General features: G+C 66.1%; 16 protein-coding genes and 1 tRNA gene. 5 read left to right on the forward strand and 12 right to left on the reverse strand.

Annotated elements, in window-relative coordinates; all coding sequences use genetic code 11:
- The first annotated feature begins 3 nt into the window (after nt 1–3).
- The gene (locus ISP25_RS13170) at nt 4–831 is read left to right on the forward strand and encodes an alpha/beta hydrolase (protein ID WP_404614481.1); all 828 of its coding nucleotides are present in this window, start codon (nt 4–6) and stop codon (nt 829–831) included.
- Between the two features lie 3 nt (nt 832–834).
- Here ISP25_RS13170 and ISP25_RS13175 read toward each other — a convergent pair.
- A tRNA-Ile gene (locus ISP25_RS13175) sits at nt 835–907 on the reverse strand.
- Between the two features lie 131 nt (nt 908–1,038).
- Here ISP25_RS13175 and ISP25_RS13180 point away from each other — a divergent pair.
- Entirely contained in the window at nt 1,039–1,410 is a 372-nt protein-coding gene (locus ISP25_RS13180; RefSeq protein ID WP_404614483.1) for a SnoaL-like domain-containing protein, read from the forward strand.
- 68 nt (nt 1,411–1,478) lie between these two features.
- On the opposite strand, the gene rpoD is transcribed toward ISP25_RS13180, so the two are convergent.
- A complete protein-coding gene (gene rpoD / locus ISP25_RS13185) occupies nt 1,479–3,350 on the reverse strand; it encodes an RNA polymerase sigma factor RpoD (protein ID WP_192159002.1) in 1,872 nt (623 codons plus the stop codon).
- Nucleotides 3,351–3,496: 146 nt separating this feature from the next.
- Nucleotides 3,497–3,937 carry a D-aminoacyl-tRNA deacylase gene (gene dtd, locus ISP25_RS13190; protein WP_404614485.1) on the reverse strand — a complete coding sequence of 147 codons (441 nt, stop codon included), beginning with the start codon at nt 3,935–3,937 and terminating at the stop codon, nt 3,497–3,499.
- An 81-nt stretch (nt 3,938–4,018) separates the two neighbouring features.
- Here dtd and ISP25_RS13195 point away from each other — a divergent pair, with 81 nt between their 5' ends.
- Together ISP25_RS13195 and gnd are read left to right on the forward strand one after the other, a co-directional pair.
- Entirely contained in the window at nt 4,019–4,918 is a 900-nt protein-coding gene (locus ISP25_RS13195; RefSeq protein WP_404614487.1) for an LpxL/LpxP family acyltransferase, read from the forward strand.
- Between the two features lie 42 nt (nt 4,919–4,960).
- Entirely contained in the window at nt 4,961–5,917 is a 957-nt protein-coding gene (gnd, locus tag ISP25_RS13200) for a phosphogluconate dehydrogenase (NAD(+)-dependent, decarboxylating) (RefSeq protein ID WP_404614489.1), read from the forward strand.
- A gap of 36 nt (nt 5,918–5,953) precedes the next feature.
- On the opposite strand, the gene ISP25_RS13205 is transcribed toward gnd, so the two are convergent.
- Complete coding sequence (locus ISP25_RS13205) at nt 5,954–7,723, reverse strand: SLC13 family permease (protein ID WP_192159015.1); 1,770 nt, start codon at nt 7,721–7,723, stop codon at nt 5,954–5,956.
- Between the two features lie 138 nt (nt 7,724–7,861).
- On the opposite strand from ISP25_RS13205, the gene ISP25_RS13210 reads away from it, so the two are divergent.
- Complete coding sequence (locus ISP25_RS13210; RefSeq protein ID WP_404616313.1) at nt 7,862–8,785, forward strand: patatin-like phospholipase family protein; 924 nt, start codon at nt 7,862–7,864, stop codon at nt 8,783–8,785.
- Between the two features lie 87 nt (nt 8,786–8,872).
- Here the strand turns inward: ISP25_RS13210 and ISP25_RS13215 are convergent, their stop codons facing one another.
- The 8 genes from ISP25_RS13215 to ISP25_RS13250 form a co-directional block, all read right to left on the reverse strand.
- Nucleotides 8,873–9,241 (reverse strand): DUF488 domain-containing protein, encoded by a 369-nt coding sequence (locus ISP25_RS13215; RefSeq protein WP_192159019.1) that lies wholly within the window; start codon nt 9,239–9,241, stop codon nt 8,873–8,875.
- Nucleotides 9,242–9,308: 67 nt separating this feature from the next.
- Nucleotides 9,309–10,025, reverse strand: a complete 717-nt coding sequence (locus tag ISP25_RS13220) for a glycosyltransferase (RefSeq protein WP_192159021.1) — start codon at nt 10,023–10,025, stop codon at nt 9,309–9,311.
- 174 nt (nt 10,026–10,199) lie between these two features.
- Nucleotides 10,200–11,066 carry a ParB/RepB/Spo0J family partition protein gene (locus tag ISP25_RS13225; protein WP_192159023.1) on the reverse strand — a complete coding sequence of 289 codons (867 nt, stop codon included), beginning with the start codon at nt 11,064–11,066 and terminating at the stop codon, nt 10,200–10,202.
- A 269-nt stretch (nt 11,067–11,335) separates the two neighbouring features.
- Nucleotides 11,336–12,223: a ParA family protein gene (locus ISP25_RS13230; RefSeq protein ID WP_192159025.1), complete on the reverse strand. Its 888-nt coding sequence runs from the start codon at nt 12,221–12,223 to the stop codon at nt 11,336–11,338.
- A 47-nt stretch (nt 12,224–12,270) separates the two neighbouring features.
- The gene (gene rsmG / locus ISP25_RS13235) at nt 12,271–12,906 is read right to left on the reverse strand and encodes a 16S rRNA (guanine(527)-N(7))-methyltransferase RsmG (RefSeq protein ID WP_404614492.1); all 636 of its coding nucleotides are present in this window, start codon (nt 12,904–12,906) and stop codon (nt 12,271–12,273) included.
- Between the two features lie 214 nt (nt 12,907–13,120).
- Nucleotides 13,121–13,576 carry an SPFH domain-containing protein gene (locus tag ISP25_RS13240; protein WP_192159029.1) on the reverse strand — a complete coding sequence of 152 codons (456 nt, stop codon included), beginning with the start codon at nt 13,574–13,576 and terminating at the stop codon, nt 13,121–13,123.
- Between the two features lie 363 nt (nt 13,577–13,939).
- Entirely contained in the window at nt 13,940–14,773 is an 834-nt protein-coding gene (locus ISP25_RS13245) for a pirin family protein (protein ID WP_404614494.1), read from the reverse strand.
- A gap of 105 nt (nt 14,774–14,878) precedes the next feature.
- The gene (locus ISP25_RS13250) at nt 14,879–15,625 is read right to left on the reverse strand and encodes a DUF4336 domain-containing protein (RefSeq protein WP_404614496.1); all 747 of its coding nucleotides are present in this window, start codon (nt 15,623–15,625) and stop codon (nt 14,879–14,881) included.
- Nucleotides 15,626–15,657 lie beyond the last annotated feature (32 nt).

Here is a 15,657-nt window from a genome sequence, read left to right on the forward strand (position 1 = left end):
ACGATGGCAGGCGCAACGGCATCGCTGGAGATGCCCGACGGCCAGCCGCTGCGCCTGCACGACTGGCCGCTGCCGCAAGCGCGACGCGGCGGCGTGTTGATCGTGCATGGGCTGGGCGAGCACGCCGGGCGCTACGAGGCGCTTGCGCGCTGGTTCAACACACGCGGCTACACGGTGCGCAGCTACGACCAGCGTGGCCACGGCGAAAGTCCGGGGCCGCGCGGCGTGCTCAGCCATCCCGACGATCTGCTCGCCGATCTCGCCGTGGTGCACGCGGACTATGCACGCACGCTGGGCATCGCACCGCTGTTGCTCGGCCACAGCATGGGCGGCCTGGTGGCCTTGCGCGCCGTGCTCGACGAACGCATCACACCGAAAGCGCTGGTGCTCTCCTCGCCCGCGTTGCGCAGCCATGCCTCGCCGGGCCTGCAACGGCTTGCCGCAACGCTGGCGCACCTGCTGCCCGGCCTGCACCTGCGCAACGGACTCGAGCTGGAGCGCCTGAGTCACGATCCGCAGGTGGTGGCCGCGTACCGCAACGATCCGCTATGCCACGACCGCGTCAGCCCGCGCCTCGCCGACTTCATCTTTCGCGCCGGCGCGTCCTGCATCGCCGACGCCGGTCGCCTGGAAGTGCCCACTCTGCTGTTGGTAGCTGGCGACGACGCACTGGTGGATGCCGCCGGCAGCCGCGACTTTGCTGCCGTCGCGGCGCGCACGAAACAACTCACCACGCGCTACTTCGCAGCGCTCTACCACGAGTTGTTCAACGAAGCCGAGCCCGGCCGCACCCAGGTGCTGAGGCAGTTGGAAGACTGGCTTGGAAAGTAGATCTGGGCCCACCAGGATTCGAACCTGGAACCAAGGGATTATGAGTCCCCTGCTCTAACCGTTGAGCTATAGGCCCGTAGTGGCTGCTTAGCGCAGTCCAGCATGGTAACGACGGGCGGCGCGGGCGTCGAGCGGATGAGGCTGCTGACAGCACGCTGTCAGCGGATGGGCATAGTCTGGCAGTCCCATCCCTGTGGAGACTCCCGCATGAATACCGAAGCCGTGGCGAAGCGACTGGTCGAACTGTGCCGCAAGGGCGAGTACGAACTGGCGCAGCAGGAGCTGTATGCGCAGGATGCCGTGAGCATCGAGATGCCGGGCGCGCCGGCAGGTGCGATGGGCGACGCGAAGGGGTTGGAAGCGATCTACGAGAAGGGGCGGCAGTTCGCCGCGAGGGTGGAGACCATGCATGGCGGCACCGTCAGCGATCCGCTGGTGACCGGCAACTGGTTCAGCGTGGCCATGTCGATGGATGTGACATTCAAGGGCCGCAGCCGCGAGCAGATGTCCGAGATCTGCGTGTACCACGTGCGCGACGGCAAGGTAGTCAGCGAGCAGTTCTTCTACGACATGGGCTGAGCGCGGGCCGGATGCGGCAACGGCCGCTTGCGCGGCCGTTGTCGTTGCACTGCCTTTGTGCCGCGGAATCAATCCACGTCGAGGAAGGAGCGCAGCTGCTCGGAGCGGCTGGGGTGGCGCAGCTTGCGCAGCGCCTTGGCTTCGATCTGGCGGATGCGCTCGCGGGTGACGTCGAACTGCTTGCCGACTTCTTCCAGCGTGTGGTCGGTGTTCATGTCGATGCCGAAGCGCATGCGCAGCACCTTGGCCTCGCGCGGGGTGAGGCCCGCGAGCACGTCACGCACGGTTTCCATCAGGCCGGTCTCGGTGGCCGAGTCGATCGGCGAGGACGCATTGCTGTCCTCGATGAAATCGCCGAGGTGGGAATCCTCGTCGTCGCCGATGGGCGTTTCCATCGAGATCGGTTCCTTGGCGATCTTCAACACCTTGCGGATCTTGTCCTCGGGCATGTCCATTTCCTTGGCCAGCTCCTCCGGCGTGGCCTCGCGGCCGTACTGCTGGAGCATCTGGCGGGAAATGCGGTTGAGCTTGTTGATCGTCTCGATCATGTGCACCGGGATGCGGATGGTGCGCGCCTGGTCGGCGATCGAGCGGGTGATCGCCTGGCGGATCCACCAGGTGGCATAAGTCGAGAACTTGTAGCCGCGGCGATATTCGAACTTGTCCACGGCCTTCATCAGGCCGATGTTGCCTTCCTGGATCAGGTCGAGGAACTGCAGGCCGCGGTTGGTGTACTTCTTAGCGATGGAGATGACGAGGCGCAGGTTGGCCTCCACCATTTCCTTCTTGGCGCGGCGCGCCTTGGCTTCGCCGGAAGCCATCGCGCGATTGATTTCCTTGATGTCGGTGAGCGGCAGGAACAGCTTCTGCTCGATGGCGGCCAGCTTCTCCTGCTCGGCGTCGATCACCTCGCGATGGGTCTTGATGTTGGGCGACCACTTCTGGCGCTTGCGGCCCAGCTCGGCGGCCCACTCGGGGTTGCCTTCGTTGCTAGGGAAGGCCTTGAGGAACTCGGCCTTGGGCATCTTCACCTGCTTGACGAAGATCTCCATCAGCACGCGCTCGTGATGGCGGATGTCGCCCACCACTTCGCGCAGCTTCTTGACGAAGCCGTCGATCAGCGCGCTAGGCAGCTTGAGCTTGAGGAACTCCTCCGCCATCTGGTCGCGCAGCTTGACGATCTTCTTGTCGGTGATGCCGGCGGCCTTGGGCGCGGCCTTCTGGAACTTGCCGTAGTGGTCGCGCAACAACTCCATGCGGCGCTTGACCTCTTCCGGGTCGGGGCCGCTGGTGCCGGCTTCCTCGTCCTCGGAGGCGCCCTCTTCCGCGTCGTCCTCGTCGCCTTCGCCCTCGCCGTCTTCGGCGGCCGCGGCCGCGGCTTCCTCGGCCTCCAGACGTGCGGCATCGGCGGCGGCTTCCAGGTCGAGGAAACCGGCGAGGATTTCGCTGAGGCGGCGCTTGCCGTCGAGGTGCTGATCGTATTCCTCCAACAGCAGTTCGATGGTCAGCGGGAAGCTGGCCAGCGCGGTCTGCACCTGGGCGAGGCCTTCCTCGATGCGCTTGGCGATGGCGATCTCGCCCTCGCGGGTGAGCAGTTCCACCGTGCCCATCTCGCGCATGTACATGCGCACCGGGTCGGTGGTGCGGCCCACCTCGGCGTCGACGGCGGAAAGCAGGGCGACGGCTTCTTCGGCTGCGGCCTCGTCGTCGGTACCGGTGCCCGGGGCGTTGTCGGCCAGCGGGTCGGCATCCGGCGCGGCGTCGTGCACCTCGATGCCCACGCCCTTGAGCACGGCCATGATGTCTTCGATCTGCTCCGCATCGACGATGTCGTCGGGCAGGTGGTCGTTGATCTCGGCGTACGTCAGGTAGCCCTGCTCAAGACCCTTGGCGATCAGCGCCTTGATTTCGGACTGTTGCTCGTGGACTTTGTTGTTCATTAACCGACCGCCGCAGGGTTCAAGAACCGGACATTATAGCGATATGCTGCTTTTTTGACCAGTTTTCAAGCTGGAAAAATTCGCCGAACGGGACGCAAAAATCGCGCCAGATCGCGGGTTTGCATAGCACATGACGTAAAAGGCATTCAGCCCGTGTCGAGCCGGAAGGTCACCGGCCCGTCATTCACCAGGCTGACCACCATATGGGCACCGAAGCGCCCGGTTTCCACCCTCGGATGCGCGGCGCGCGCCAGCTCCACCAGATGTTCGAACCAGTGCCGGCCATGCTCGGGAGCGGCCGCGCTGGTGAAGCTGGGCCGCATGCCGGAACGGGTATCGGCGGCGAGGGTGAACTGGCTCACCAGCAGCAGGTCGCCGCCGGTATCAGCCAGTGAGCGGTTCATCTTGCCGGCGGCGTCGCCGAACACGCGGTAGCCGAGCAGGCGTTGCAGCATGCGCTGCGCCTCGCGCTCGCCGTCGTGCGGCTCCACCGCCACCAGGGCGAGCAGGCCGGGGCCGACGGCACCCACGGTTTCGCCCGCGACCTCGACACGGGCGGAGAGCACACGCTGGATCAGGGCGATCATGGCGACTCATTGGCGAGCGGAATGCGCAGGATAGCGCGCCTTTCCGCGGGTGGAAGCCCAGCGATCCCGTACACTGGTCGGATGCGTGCCGACATGTTCCTGATCTACCTGCTGCTGCGCCTGCTCGCCCTGCTGCCGTTGCGCGCATTGCATGCCGCGGGCGCCTTGTTGGGCCGTTTCGCGCTGTGGCGGCGCACGCGCACTGCGCACCATGTGGCGGTGAATCTCGCCATTGCCCGCCCCGGTCTGGATGAAGCCTCGCGTGCTCTGCTGTTGCGCGAGGCGCTGGCCGAGAGCGGCAAGTCGGCCACCGAGATCATCAAGATCTGGGGCAGCGATGCCGAGCATTCGCTGCGGCTGGTGCGCGAGGTACACGGCGAGGCGCTGTTCGACACCGCGCTGGCGGAGGGCAAGGGAGTCATCATCGCCGCGCCGCACCTCGGCTGCTGGGAGCTGCTCAACTACTGGCTGTGCCGCAAGACGCCGATGGCGATCCTGTACCGGCCGCCGCGCATCGCCGCAGTGGAAGGCTTGCTGCGCAAGGTGCGCGGCGCGCTGGCCCCGGAGCAGGTTCGCGCCGAAGGCGCGGGTGTGCGTACGTTGTACAAGCGGCTCGCCGCCGGTGGCACGGTGGGCATCCTGCCCGACCAGAAGCCGCGCGCGGGCGAGGGCGAATTCGCCCCGTTCTTCGGTCGCGACGCGTTGACCATGGTGCTGCTGCCGCGGCTCGCCGCACGCACCGGCGCCACCGTGCTGTACGCCTTCGCCGAACGCCTGCCGCGAGGCGCCGGCTACCGCATCCACATCCTGCCCGCGCCGGATGGGCTGGCCGACGCCGACCTCGCCACCGCCTGCACCGCGCTCAACCGCGGTGTGGAATCGTGCATCGGGCTCGCTTTTGCCCAATACCAGTGGCAGTACAAGCGCTGGTCTGCCGATAACCGGCCCAGCCCTTACGACAATGAGCGCGGCGCAGCATGATGCATGCAGCAACGCCGGCACGTTCACGGCACATGTGCGGCGATGCGTCTATACCAAACGTCTTTTGTTGAATCAGAGGAACAAGCGATGCAACTCGGCATGATCGGTCTGGGCAAGATGGGCGCCAACATGGCGGAACGGCTGGTGCGGGGCGGCCACAAGGTCACCGGCTACGACCCCAGCGCCGACGCGCGCAAGGCGGTGGCGGACAAGGGCGTGGCGGGTGCCGACTCGTTGGCAGCGCTGGTGCAGGCGCTGCCCGCGCCACGCGTGCTGTGGCTGATGGTGCCCTCGGGCAAGGTCACCGACGATACCGTCAACGCGCTGCTGCCGCTGCTCTCAAAGGGCGACATCGTCATCGATGGCGGCAACTCCAACTACAAGGACACGATGCGCCGTGCCGAGCTTTATGCCGGGCACGGTCTGGGCTACGTGGACTCCGGCACCAGCGGCGGCATCTGGGGCCTCAAGGAGGGCTACAGCATGATGGTGGGCGGCGACGAGAAGACTGTGGGGACCCTCGCCCCCATCTTCGAGTCGCTGGCGCCCGCCGCCGACAAGGGCTGGGGCCGCGTCGGCCCGGTGGGTTCCGGCCACTTCACGAAGATGATCCACAACGGCATCGAATACGGCCTGATGCAGGCCTATGCCGAAGGCTTCTCCATCCTCGGCCACAAGAAGGAATTCGACCTCGACCTGCACCAGATCGGCGAGATCTGGCGCTACGGCAGCGTGGTGCGTTCCTGGCTGCTCGACCTCACCACCGATGCGCTGGGCAAGAACCCGACCATGGACGGCATCGCACCCTACGTGGTCGATTCCGGCGAAGGCCGCTGGACCGTGAGCGAAGCCATCGACCTCGACGTGCCAGCCCCCATCATCACCGCCTCGCTGATCGAGCGCCTGCGTTCGCGCGACACCGATTCGTTCACCGACAAGCTGCTGTCGGCGATGCGCAATGAGTTCGGCGGCCACGCGATCAAGAGCGAGCCGAAGTAAGAACCGGCTCCAACCGCAGCATCCCGGCTGGCTGGCTCAGCCGGGATAAAACGGCCAGAATCGCGGTATCAGCCACATCGACAACGCACAGAACAGCGCGATCAGGGGTATGCCCACCTTCATGAAGTCGGTGAAGCGGTAGCCGCCGGCGTAATACACCATGGTGTTGGTGGGGTAACCGACCGGTGTGGCAAAGGAGGTGGCGGCAGCGAAGGCCACGGCCACCACGAAGGGGCGCGGATCGGCGTGTATGGCGTGGGCCACGCTGGTGGCGATGCCCACCATCAGCACCACGGACGGGTTGTGGCCCATCAACTCGGTGAGCAGGGCGGTGAGCAGGTACACCATCATCAGCACGGCGAGCGGGCCGTGGTTGCCGATGAGGTTGATGCCTGCGTGCACCACGGCGTGCGAGAGGCCGGTTTTCTCGATGGCGGTGCCCAGCGGCAGGATCGCGCCGAGCAGCACGATGATCTTCCAGTCCATGCCTTCGTAGACGTCCTTGCGGCCGAAGCAGCCGGTGAGCGCCATCATCGCCGCGCCGCAGATCGCGGCCACCGGTATCGGCAACCAGCGCAGGCCGGACACCACCACCACGCCGGCCATGATTGCCGCCGCCACGATGGCCTTGCGCGACATGCGGCGCGAGTCGTCGCGCTCGCTGAGCACGATGAAAGCGTCGTCGCCGCGCAGTCGCGACATGCCGTCCTCGTCGACCAACACCAGCAGCACGTCGCCTACCGCAAGGCTGGTGTCGCTGAGCTTTTCTCGCAGCACCTGACCGCGGCGATGAATCGCCAGCACTGCCGCCTCGGGGCGCCGGCCAAGGTCTGTTTCGTCCAGCCGGCGACCTTCGGCGAGACTGGCGGGGGCCACCATGATCTCGGCGAGCACGCGCGGATGGTTGGCGTCGCGCACATAGCGGCTTTCCGGCACGTTGGTGAGGTGCGCGCTGCGCTGGAAGTCCTCGATCTTTTCCCAGTCGCCGCGCACCAGCAACACGTCGTCCATCTCCATCTGCTGCGAACGCGGCGACCACATGCGCCGTTCGCCGCGCAGCAGTTCCAACGGATACACGCCGTAACGCTCACCCAGTTGCGCCTCGCCGATGCTCTTGCCCACCAGCGGCGATTGCGCGGTCAGCGCCAGCTCGGTGACGTATTTGCCGATCTCCACTTCCTCGATGTCGTCCGCCTCGATATGGCGCGGCAGCAGCCAGCGCCCCACCAGCATCAGGTAGGTGATGCCGGCCACTGCCAGCAGCATGCCCATGCCAGTGAACTCGAACACGCCGAAGCCGGGCAGGCCGTTCTTCTGCGCCAGCGAATCAACCAGCAGATTGGACGAGGTGCCGATCAGCGTGCACACACCGCCCATCTGCGCGGCGTAGGCCATCGGCATCAGCACGCGCGCGGGCGAAGTGCCGGTGCGCTGGCATACGCGCAGCGCCAGCGGCAGGAAGGTGGCGACCAGGGCGATGTTCTTCACGAACGCGCCCAGCGGCGCGATAGCCAGCATCATGGTGAGCGTGAGCAGCCATGGCTGACGGATGCGCATCAACAATCGGCTCAAGGGTTCCAGCACGCCCGAACGCTCGATGCCGATGCTGAGCGCGAACATCGCCGCCACCGTCACCGTGGCTTCATTGCTGAAGCCCGACAAGGCCTCGCCCGGGCTGACGATGCCCAGCACCACTAGTGCGGCGAGCGTCAGCAAGGCCACCAGGTCGACGCGCAGCTTCTCGCTGGCGAACAACGTCATCGCCACCGCGATGATGGCCACCACCGCCCAGGCCTGCCAGCTCATGCGCAGGCTCCGGTTCGTGCGATCGGCGGCGGTGTCTGCATCGGTTCATCCCCAGCGGCTTCACCCGCATGCTACGCGACGGCGGCGCGAGCGCAAAACCGCATGACGCATTCACCGCAGGCGGCGCAGAATGTAGGCATGAACACCCCGCTATCCATCGAGGCCTCCGGCACCGCGCGACGACCCACCGTGGGGCTGGCGTTGGGTGCAGGTGGCGCCAAGGGCCTCGCGCACATCGGCGTGATCGAGGAACTGGAAGCACAGGGCTACCACATCGCCGCCATCGCCGGCAGCTCGATGGGCGCCCTGATCGGCGGCATCCATGCGACGGGCAAGCTCGCGGTGTACCGCGACTGGGTATGTTCGCTGGCGAAGTTCGACGTGCTCAGGCTGGTGGATTGGACCTTCTCCGGCGGCGGCCTCATCAAGGGCGAGAAGATCATCGAGACCCTGCGCGCCCTAGTCGGCGACGTGTTGATCGAGGAACTGCCGCTGGCCTTCACCGCAGTGGCGGTGGACATCGACCGCGAGCGTGAAGTGTGGCTGTCGCGCGGCCCGCTGTTCGATGCGATCCGCGCTTCCATCGCCATACCCACCGTGTTCCGGCCACACCACATCGGCGGGCGCCGACTGGTGGACGGTGGCCTGCTCAATCCCGTGCCCGTGACACCGCTGATCCGCGAGGCGGCGGACTACCTGGTGGCGGTGAGCGTGGACGGGTTGGCCATCGAAACCTCGCCCGCTCCGCCGGCCGAGGAAGTGGAAGGCACCGACGCACCTGGCTATCGCCAGCGCGTTGGTGCCTTCATCAGCCGCCTGATGACGCGCTCCGGTGGCAACGAAACGCCACGCGAGCCGGGAGCGCTGGAACTGCTCACGCAGGCGATGGATCTGATGCAGGCCAATCTCGCACGGCTGCGTCTCTCTGCCTACGAACCGGACCTGCTGATCCAGTTGCCGCGCAACATGGCCAACCCCTACGAGTTCTACCGCGCCCGTGAATTGATCGAACTGGGCCGACAACAGGCGCGCGAGGCATTGGCGCATTGGCCGCGCCGCTGACACCTTCCTGCATGGGCACAGCCTGCGGCAAATGCTTTTTGCCGCCATTCCTGCCTGGGCCTGGACGGCGAAAGCCGGTGCAGAAGTTCAACGCGGCCCGTGCGTGCGCAACCAGTTCTCCAGATACGACTTCAGCACCACCGCGTTGTTGTGTTCTTCGTCACGGGCGCCGTAGAGCAGGGTGACGGGATGTTTCGCGGCGTGCTCGGCCAGCGGGCGCCAGTGTTCGGCGCGCTTGTCCAGCTCGCCGGCGTAACGCTGGCGGAAACCTTCCCAGCGCGCGGGATCATGGCCAAACCACTGGCGCAAGGCGGTCGAAGGCGCGAGCTCCTTGGCCCACAAGGCCAGCGGCACATCGTCTTTCTTCAGGCCGCGCGGCCATAGACGGTCGACCAGCACGCGGTAGCCGTCGGACTTGGCCGGCGGCTCATAGACACGTTTCACGGCGATGCTCATGCACGCATCTCCCGCAGGGGAATGCGTGCCAGCATACGCCCGCGCCATCACACGGGCGTGATCCGGATCAGAGCTCTTCGATCCTGGTGACCTTGCCTCGGCGCATCAGCCAGGCCACACCGCGCAAGTCGGCCAAGCCCACCCACAGGCGGTCGAGCATGCCGTACTTGGAGACGCCCGCGGTACGCGGACGATGACCCACCGGCACGCTTGTGCTCTGGAAGCCGGCGCGCTTCACCAGCGCAGGCAGGTAACGATGCATGTGGTCGAAGTAGGGCAGACGCAGGAATACCTCGCGTTCGAACAGCTTGAGCCCGCAACCCGTGTCCGGCGTGGCGTCCTTGAGCATGCGCGAGCGCACCGCGTTGGCGATCTTCGAGGAGATGCGCTTGTTGAAGCTGTCGCGCCGTGTGGTCCGCCAGCCGGCGAACAGTTTCACTTCGGACGCAGCAGCATCGCGCGCAGCCAGCAGTTTCGGAATATCGGCGGGATCGTTCTGGCCGTCGCCGTCCAGCGTGGCGATCCACGTGCCGCGTGCCGCGCGCACGCCGTTCCACACCGCCGTGCTCTGGCCGCTGCGGGTGACGTGGTGCAATACGCGCAACTCGGGATGCTGCGCCTTCTGCGCATTCAGCACGGCACGACTGTCGTCGCTGGAATCGTCATCGACGTACACCACTTCGTAGTCGAACCTGCCGCGCAGTGCAGCGGCGATTTCGGCAAGCAGCGGCGGGATGTTGTCGCGCTCGTTGAACACGGGGACGACGACGGAGAGCTGGGGCATGGGGCCAGTCCGGAGAACGATCAGGCGGCGATTATCGCCGATGCGGATGGATAACGCAGGCAAAGCGTGGCATCTCGCGGTTCGCCCTGAGCGTGGCGAAGAGGAGTCGGAGGGCGACCTTTCGACTCCGACGCTTCGAGCCCGCACCCCGGGCGGACGTGGTCGGGCATCACGTCAGCGCAGCTTGCCGAGAATGCCTTCCAACTCGTCATTGCTGTGGTAGTGGATCACCAGCTTGCCGCGGCCACCGCTGCCGGCGGCGAGCTCGACACGGGTGGCGAAGCGTTCCGCCAGCTCGCGCTCCAGCGCGGCGACATTGGGATCACGCACTGGAGCGCGCTTGGCCTTGCCCTTGGGCGCGGCCTGGGCGCGACGCGCGGCGTCCTCCAGCTCGCGCACCGACCAGCCCAGGGTCACCGCCTGACGGGCCAGCTGCAGAGCTGCGGATTCGTCGAGGGTAAGCAAGCAGCGCGCGTGGCCCATCTCCAGTTTGCCCTCGTCGAGCAGCTTCTTGATCGGCTCGGGCATTTCGGTGAGCCGCAGCAGGTTGGACACCGCGGCGCGCGAACGGCCCACCGCGTCGGCGGCCTGCTGGTGGGTGAGGTCGAAGTCCTCGATGAGGCGCTTCAGCGCGTCGGCCTCCTCCAGCGGCGTGAGGTCCTGACGCTGGATGTTCTCGATCAGCGCCATCGCGGGCACCGCGACTTCCGGCACCTCCTTCACCAACGCAGGGATCTCGGCGAGCTGGGCGCGCTGCGAGGCACGCCAGCGGCGTTCACCCGCGATCAGTTCGTATTGATGCTTGCCGATGGCACGCACCACCACCGGCTGGATCAGGCCCTGGGCCTTGATCGAGGCAGCCAGCTCGTCCAGCGCCTCGTCGTCCCAATGGCGACGTGGCTGGTATTTGCCGGGCTGGATCTGCTGGATCGGCAGGGTGCGCAGCTCGCCTTCCTGCTCAAGCACAGGCGCGGCGGCGCCATCGCCACCCAGCAATGCGTCCAGCCCGCGACCCAATCCGCGCTTCTTTGCAGCAGCCATGTCAAAGCCTGTCCATGATTTCCAAGCACCTGGCGCCGGAGGCTGTTTGCGCGCAGGCCAAGGAAGAGTGAGGGAGTGGACGCCGGTCCACGAACGAATGATGACGCAGGAATGCGGGCAAGCAGACCCGGCCCAAAGCGTTGCCATCCGATGGCCGCCATGCCGCAGTGCGCGGCTTGGCCTGAACACCGGTCAGGCTCCTGCCACGCACCGCCACCGGATGGTCATTGGACGACAACGCGGAGTACCTGGAAATCATGGACAGGCCCTTAATCCCGATGGTTGGCAGCGGGCGCCTTGAGCGCCATGCCTTGCACGCTCCGCGCGGGTGGCTCGGCGGCGTCTTCGGGTTCGGCAGCGTCGCTGGCTTCGACCGGTACCGGTATCGGCGGCAGGCCACGCTCACGGCGGATGATTTCGCCGGCGAGTCCGATGTAGGCGATCGCACCGCGCGAACTGCGATCGTAGAGATGGATAGGCTGGCCGTGGCTGGGCGCTTCGGCGAGGCGGATATTGCGCGGAATGATGGAGCGCAGCACCTTGTCGCCGAAGTGCGCGGTGAGCTGCGCCGACACTTCGTTGCCGAGGTTGTTGCGCACGTCGTACATGGTGCGCAGCAGGCCCTCGATTTCCAGCTTGGGATTCAGGCGCTGGCGCACCGCTTTGACCGTTTCCAGCAGGCTTGAAAGACCTTCCAGCGCGAAGAATTCGCATTGCACCGGTATCAGCACGCCGTCCGCCGCGGTGAGCGCGTTGAGCGTGAGCAGGTTCAGCGTGGGCGGGCAATCGACGAGGATGGTGTCGTAGCGGTTGGCCACCGAGGCCAGCTGTTCCTTCAGGCGGTGCTCGCGCGCCAGCGTGTCCATCAGCTTCAGTTCGGCGGCGGTGAGGTCGCCGTTGCCCGGCAGCAGGTCGTAATGGGCATCGGTGGTGACCACGGCATCGGCCACCGCGGCTTCTTCCAGCAGTACCGCGCAGCCGTTGGGTCGCGCTTCGTGCTTGTTCACCCCGGAGGCCGTGGTGGCATTGCCTTGCGGATCGAGGTCGACGAGCAACACGCGGCGCTTCGCCGCGGCCAGCGCCGCCGCGAGGTTCACTGCCGAGGTGGTCTTGCCGACGCCGCCCTTCTGGTTGGCGACAGCGATGATGCGTGCCATGTCGTCGTTTCGTGTGCGCGAAAGGGGATCTAGATTAGCAGCCGGATTCAGCTTGCGCTGCGACCGAGCACGACCAGGCTGCGCTCGGCGTCCAATCCCGGCACGGCGAGCGCGTGGATGCCGCGCACTGCGAAGCCGGGCGGCACGCCGGGCAATTCCTCGTCCGGCGCCTTGCCCTTCATCGCCAGCCAGATGCCGTCCGGCGCCAGCAGGTGGCCGCCCCAGCCGAGCATGTCGGCGAGGCTGGCGAAGGCGCGCGCCGTGATGCAGTCGAACGTGTCCTCCACCTCTTCCACCCGCGACTGGACTGCACGCACGCCGTCGAGCTTCAGCGCACGGATCGCCTCGCGCAGGAAGCGCACCTTCTTGCCGTTGGAATCCACCAGCAGGAGCTGTCGCCCTGGTGCGGCAATGGCCAGCACGATGCCTGGGAGGCCGGGGCCGGTGCCGAGGTCGGCCAGGGTCTCGCCCTGAACGTAAGGCAGGATCGCCAGCGAGTCGAGCAGGTGGCGGGTAACCATCTCGGCGGGATCGCGGATCGCGGTGAGATTGTAGGTCGCGTTCCAGCGCTCCAGCAGGGCCTGGTAATCCAGCAGGCGTTCCACCGCATCCGCAGGCAGGACGAGGCCAAGCGCGGCGATGCCCTGTTCAAGGCGGGCCTGCAGGGCGGCGCGGAGGCTCATGCGGGATCCTGTGCAATGGTGGGCCGGCCAGTATCCGGCGAAACAATGCTCGCGGTCATTCATGTTCGATCGCAAGCATCAAATCGGCGGCCATCCCGTAGCCGCGCTACTTAAGTCAGGAAAAACAAAAACCCGCCAGACGGCGGGCCAAAGCTTTCTCAACTCCCCTGTGCGCGGGCGCTCTAGGGCGGCCCTGCGCAGTGTCGTCCTGCCCTCAGGCGGCGAGATCCAGTTCCACACGGGTGACCATCACGCCACGCGGGCGCAACATGCCATTGAGGCTCTGCTTGAGTTGCTGGCCCAGCGCGCGCTGATCGGCAGCCGCCTCGACCTTGCCTTGCAATGCTTCCACCGCGCCACGGCGAATCAATTGGTCGGCCTGCTCGATCATGGCATCGGCGCGCTCGGGCTCCAGCACCTGCCAGTACACCGTGCCGCGCACGTCGCCCGCATCGACCAGCGGCTCCTCGAAACGCAGCACCCGGCCACCCAGGTCGATGCGATGTCCTACCCGATCCAGCAGCGGCAGCACCAGATGGATGCCCGGCTGCAGCAGACGCACCGTCTTGCCGCGGCGATAAAGGCTGCAGACCTGCCCGGCCGGAACGCGCTTCACCATGAACGCGACGAGCACGAACAGGCTGAGGACAATGAGAATCGAAGCAGACATGACTTTAAAATCAGTAGGTTATGTATTAATTGTTACGCTTTGACTGGAAGTTAAGCATACAGCCAGTTGAAGCCTGAAGATTAATTTTTATTTAACGCCTATGCCGGGCAACTTGCAAGCCCCTGAATCCAAGGCCTTTGTCGGCATCAATCCCTTTGCACTGAAGGATTAAGCATCAGCCGTACCAGCCGCTACCGCCGGGGACGCGCCCAAGCAGAGAGGGCCCGCAATCGGGCTGGCGATCACAGGCTGCATGTCGATCCGGTTGGCTTTTCGCGACAGCACAGCTGTCGCCACAATCGTATCCACCGTGCCCGGCCAAGCCCCGGCCAGCTTGGCCGGGGCAATTGAGGACGCAGCGCGTCAGAACTTGCCGGCGCGGAAGTCGGCGATGGCCTCGTGGATCTGCTCGGGCGTGTTCATCACGAACGGTCCATAGCGCGCCACCGACTCGCCCAGGGGCCGGCCTGCGACCAGCAGCACGCGTGCCGGTTCGTCGCCACCGTCGATGCACACGCGTTCACCCGTCGACAGCACCGCCAGTTCGCTGCGCGCGAGCTTGTCGCCGGCCACCCGGGCATCGGTACCATCGAACACGTACGCGAAGGCGTGGTGGCCTTCGGGCAGCGGAATCTCCACCTGGGCGCCCGGTTCGATCGCGATGTCCATGTACACCGGCGCGGTGACGATGCCGGCCACCGGCCCGACAGCGCCGGCCAGCTCGCCGGCGATCACCTTCACCGTCACGCCGGCGGCCGGATGCAACACGGGAATGCGCTCGGGACCGATGTCCTGGTAGCGCGGCGCGGTCATCTTGTCGCTGGCGGGCAGGTTCACCCACAGCTGGAAACCCCACATCAGGCCGTTTTCCTGCTGCGGCATTTCCGAATGCAGAATGCCGCGACCGGCGGTCATCCACTGCACGCTGCCGGGCACCAGGTCGCCACGGTTGCCGTGGTTGTCGCCATGTTGCATGTGGCCGGCCAGCATGTAGGTGACTGTCTCGAAGCCGCGGTGCGGATGCTCGGGGAAACCCGCGATGTAGTCGTCGGCGCTGTCAGAACGGAACTCGTCCAGCAGCAGGAAGGGATCGAGCATGTCCAGCCCGGGCTGGCCGATGATGCGCTTCAGCTTCACGCCCGCGCCGTCGGCGGTGTCGATGCCGCGGATGCGGCGTAGGATGCGGCGTTCGCTCATGACGATGCTCCGGTTGAAGGAATGCCGCCCAAGATGCGCGCCCGGCGCGCATTACCCAAGCGCCATGCGGGGAACGGATTGTTCCCACGATGCGACGATCCCAACTCAGCCCAGCCAGCGGAATGCGCGGCGCAGTTCCGCTTCTGCGTTCTCCAGATAGCAGCGGCCGTGGGCGAGGATGATCCGTCGCGGCTGCCAGACCATGATCTGCTGCAGGCAGATGCGGGCGCGGGCTCTGTCGCGGAAGGTGAAGCGCATGTCCAGCGGGGTCTTGCCGTCGGGATCGAGCACGCCACCTAACCGCGCGATCCAGCGCATTGCTGTCCCCAGCTTTGCCGGCTCGAAGTTCTCGATCAGATCCGCAAGGATCAGCGTGGCGCTGGCACGGTGCAGGAACACTATTTCCTCGATCGCGCGGCTGCCGCGGAAATGCAGTTGATCGAGATCGCCGGCCCAGACCGGCTCGGACACGTCGCCCAGATCGGCATCGAAGGCGACCTTGATCTTCTGGTCAGCCGCGCGTTCGCGCACACCAGGCGACGCCCAGGCGACAGCATCCGGATAACGCTGCTTCCATGCGGCAATGTATGCGTAGTGCAGTTTGTTCGGCGAGACCAGGTGGCGCACGGACCCCAGCGCATCGATCGCTGCGAAAAGCGCCGTATCGGGCTCGATCGGCGAATGGCACCATAGACCGCCGTCGGCCAGCCGCGCCACGGTCATGCGGGTGGGAAACGGCGCGCTGCCGCCCAGCGCGGCCATGCGCACGATTGGACCGTCGACAATCCACAGTCCGGGCGCAACCGTCTTCAGCGTATTCAGCGGCTCATAGAGTGGTGAGGCGGCATGCATGCGTCTGTCCCTGCCCACTCCAACCTGCCCGC

The sequence above is a fragment of the Rhodanobacter hydrolyticus genome, assembly GCF_044904645.1.

What these genes read in the sequence shown, in the direction of transcription:
- gnd (WP_404614489.1), top strand. Translation starts at nt 4,961, where the DNA reads ATGCGTCTATACCAAACGTCTTTTGTTGAATCAGAGGAACAAGCGATG.
- ISP25_RS13245 (WP_404614494.1), bottom strand. Translation starts at nt 14,773, where the DNA reads ATGAGCGAACGCCGCATCCTACGCCGCATCCGCGGCATCGACACCGCC.
- ISP25_RS13220 (WP_192159021.1), bottom strand. Translation starts at nt 10,025, where the DNA reads ATGCCCCAGCTCTCCGTCGTCGTCCCCGTGTTCAACGAGCGCGACAAC.
- ISP25_RS13215 (WP_192159019.1), bottom strand. Translation starts at nt 9,241, where the DNA reads ATGAGCATCGCCGTGAAACGTGTCTATGAGCCGCCGGCCAAGTCCGAC.
- ISP25_RS13240 (WP_192159029.1), bottom strand. Translation starts at nt 13,576, where the DNA reads ATGTCTGCTTCGATTCTCATTGTCCTCAGCCTGTTCGTGCTCGTCGCG.
- ISP25_RS13195 (WP_404614487.1), top strand. Translation starts at nt 4,019, where the DNA reads ATGCGTGCCGACATGTTCCTGATCTACCTGCTGCTGCGCCTGCTCGCC.
- rsmG (WP_404614492.1), bottom strand. Translation starts at nt 12,906, where the DNA reads ATGAGCCTCCGCGCCGCCCTGCAGGCCCGCCTTGAACAGGGCATCGCC.
- rpoD (WP_192159002.1), bottom strand. Translation starts at nt 3,350, where the DNA reads ATGAACAACAAAGTCCACGAGCAACAGTCCGAAATCAAGGCGCTGATC.
- ISP25_RS13210 (WP_404616313.1), top strand. Translation starts at nt 7,862, where the DNA reads ATGAACACCCCGCTATCCATCGAGGCCTCCGGCACCGCGCGACGACCC.
- ISP25_RS13250 (WP_404614496.1), bottom strand. Translation starts at nt 15,625, where the DNA reads ATGCATGCCGCCTCACCACTCTATGAGCCGCTGAATACGCTGAAGACG.
- ISP25_RS13205 (WP_192159015.1), bottom strand. Translation starts at nt 7,723, where the DNA reads ATGAGCTGGCAGGCCTGGGCGGTGGTGGCCATCATCGCGGTGGCGATG.
- ISP25_RS13180 (WP_404614483.1), top strand. Translation starts at nt 1,039, where the DNA reads ATGAATACCGAAGCCGTGGCGAAGCGACTGGTCGAACTGTGCCGCAAG.
- ISP25_RS13170 (WP_404614481.1), top strand. Translation starts at nt 4, where the DNA reads ATGGCAGGCGCAACGGCATCGCTGGAGATGCCCGACGGCCAGCCGCTG.
- ISP25_RS13230 (WP_192159025.1), bottom strand. Translation starts at nt 12,223, where the DNA reads ATGGCACGCATCATCGCTGTCGCCAACCAGAAGGGCGGCGTCGGCAAG.
- ISP25_RS13225 (WP_192159023.1), bottom strand. Translation starts at nt 11,066, where the DNA reads ATGGCTGCTGCAAAGAAGCGCGGATTGGGTCGCGGGCTGGACGCATTG.
- dtd (WP_404614485.1), bottom strand. Translation starts at nt 3,937, where the DNA reads ATGATCGCCCTGATCCAGCGTGTGCTCTCCGCCCGTGTCGAGGTCGCG.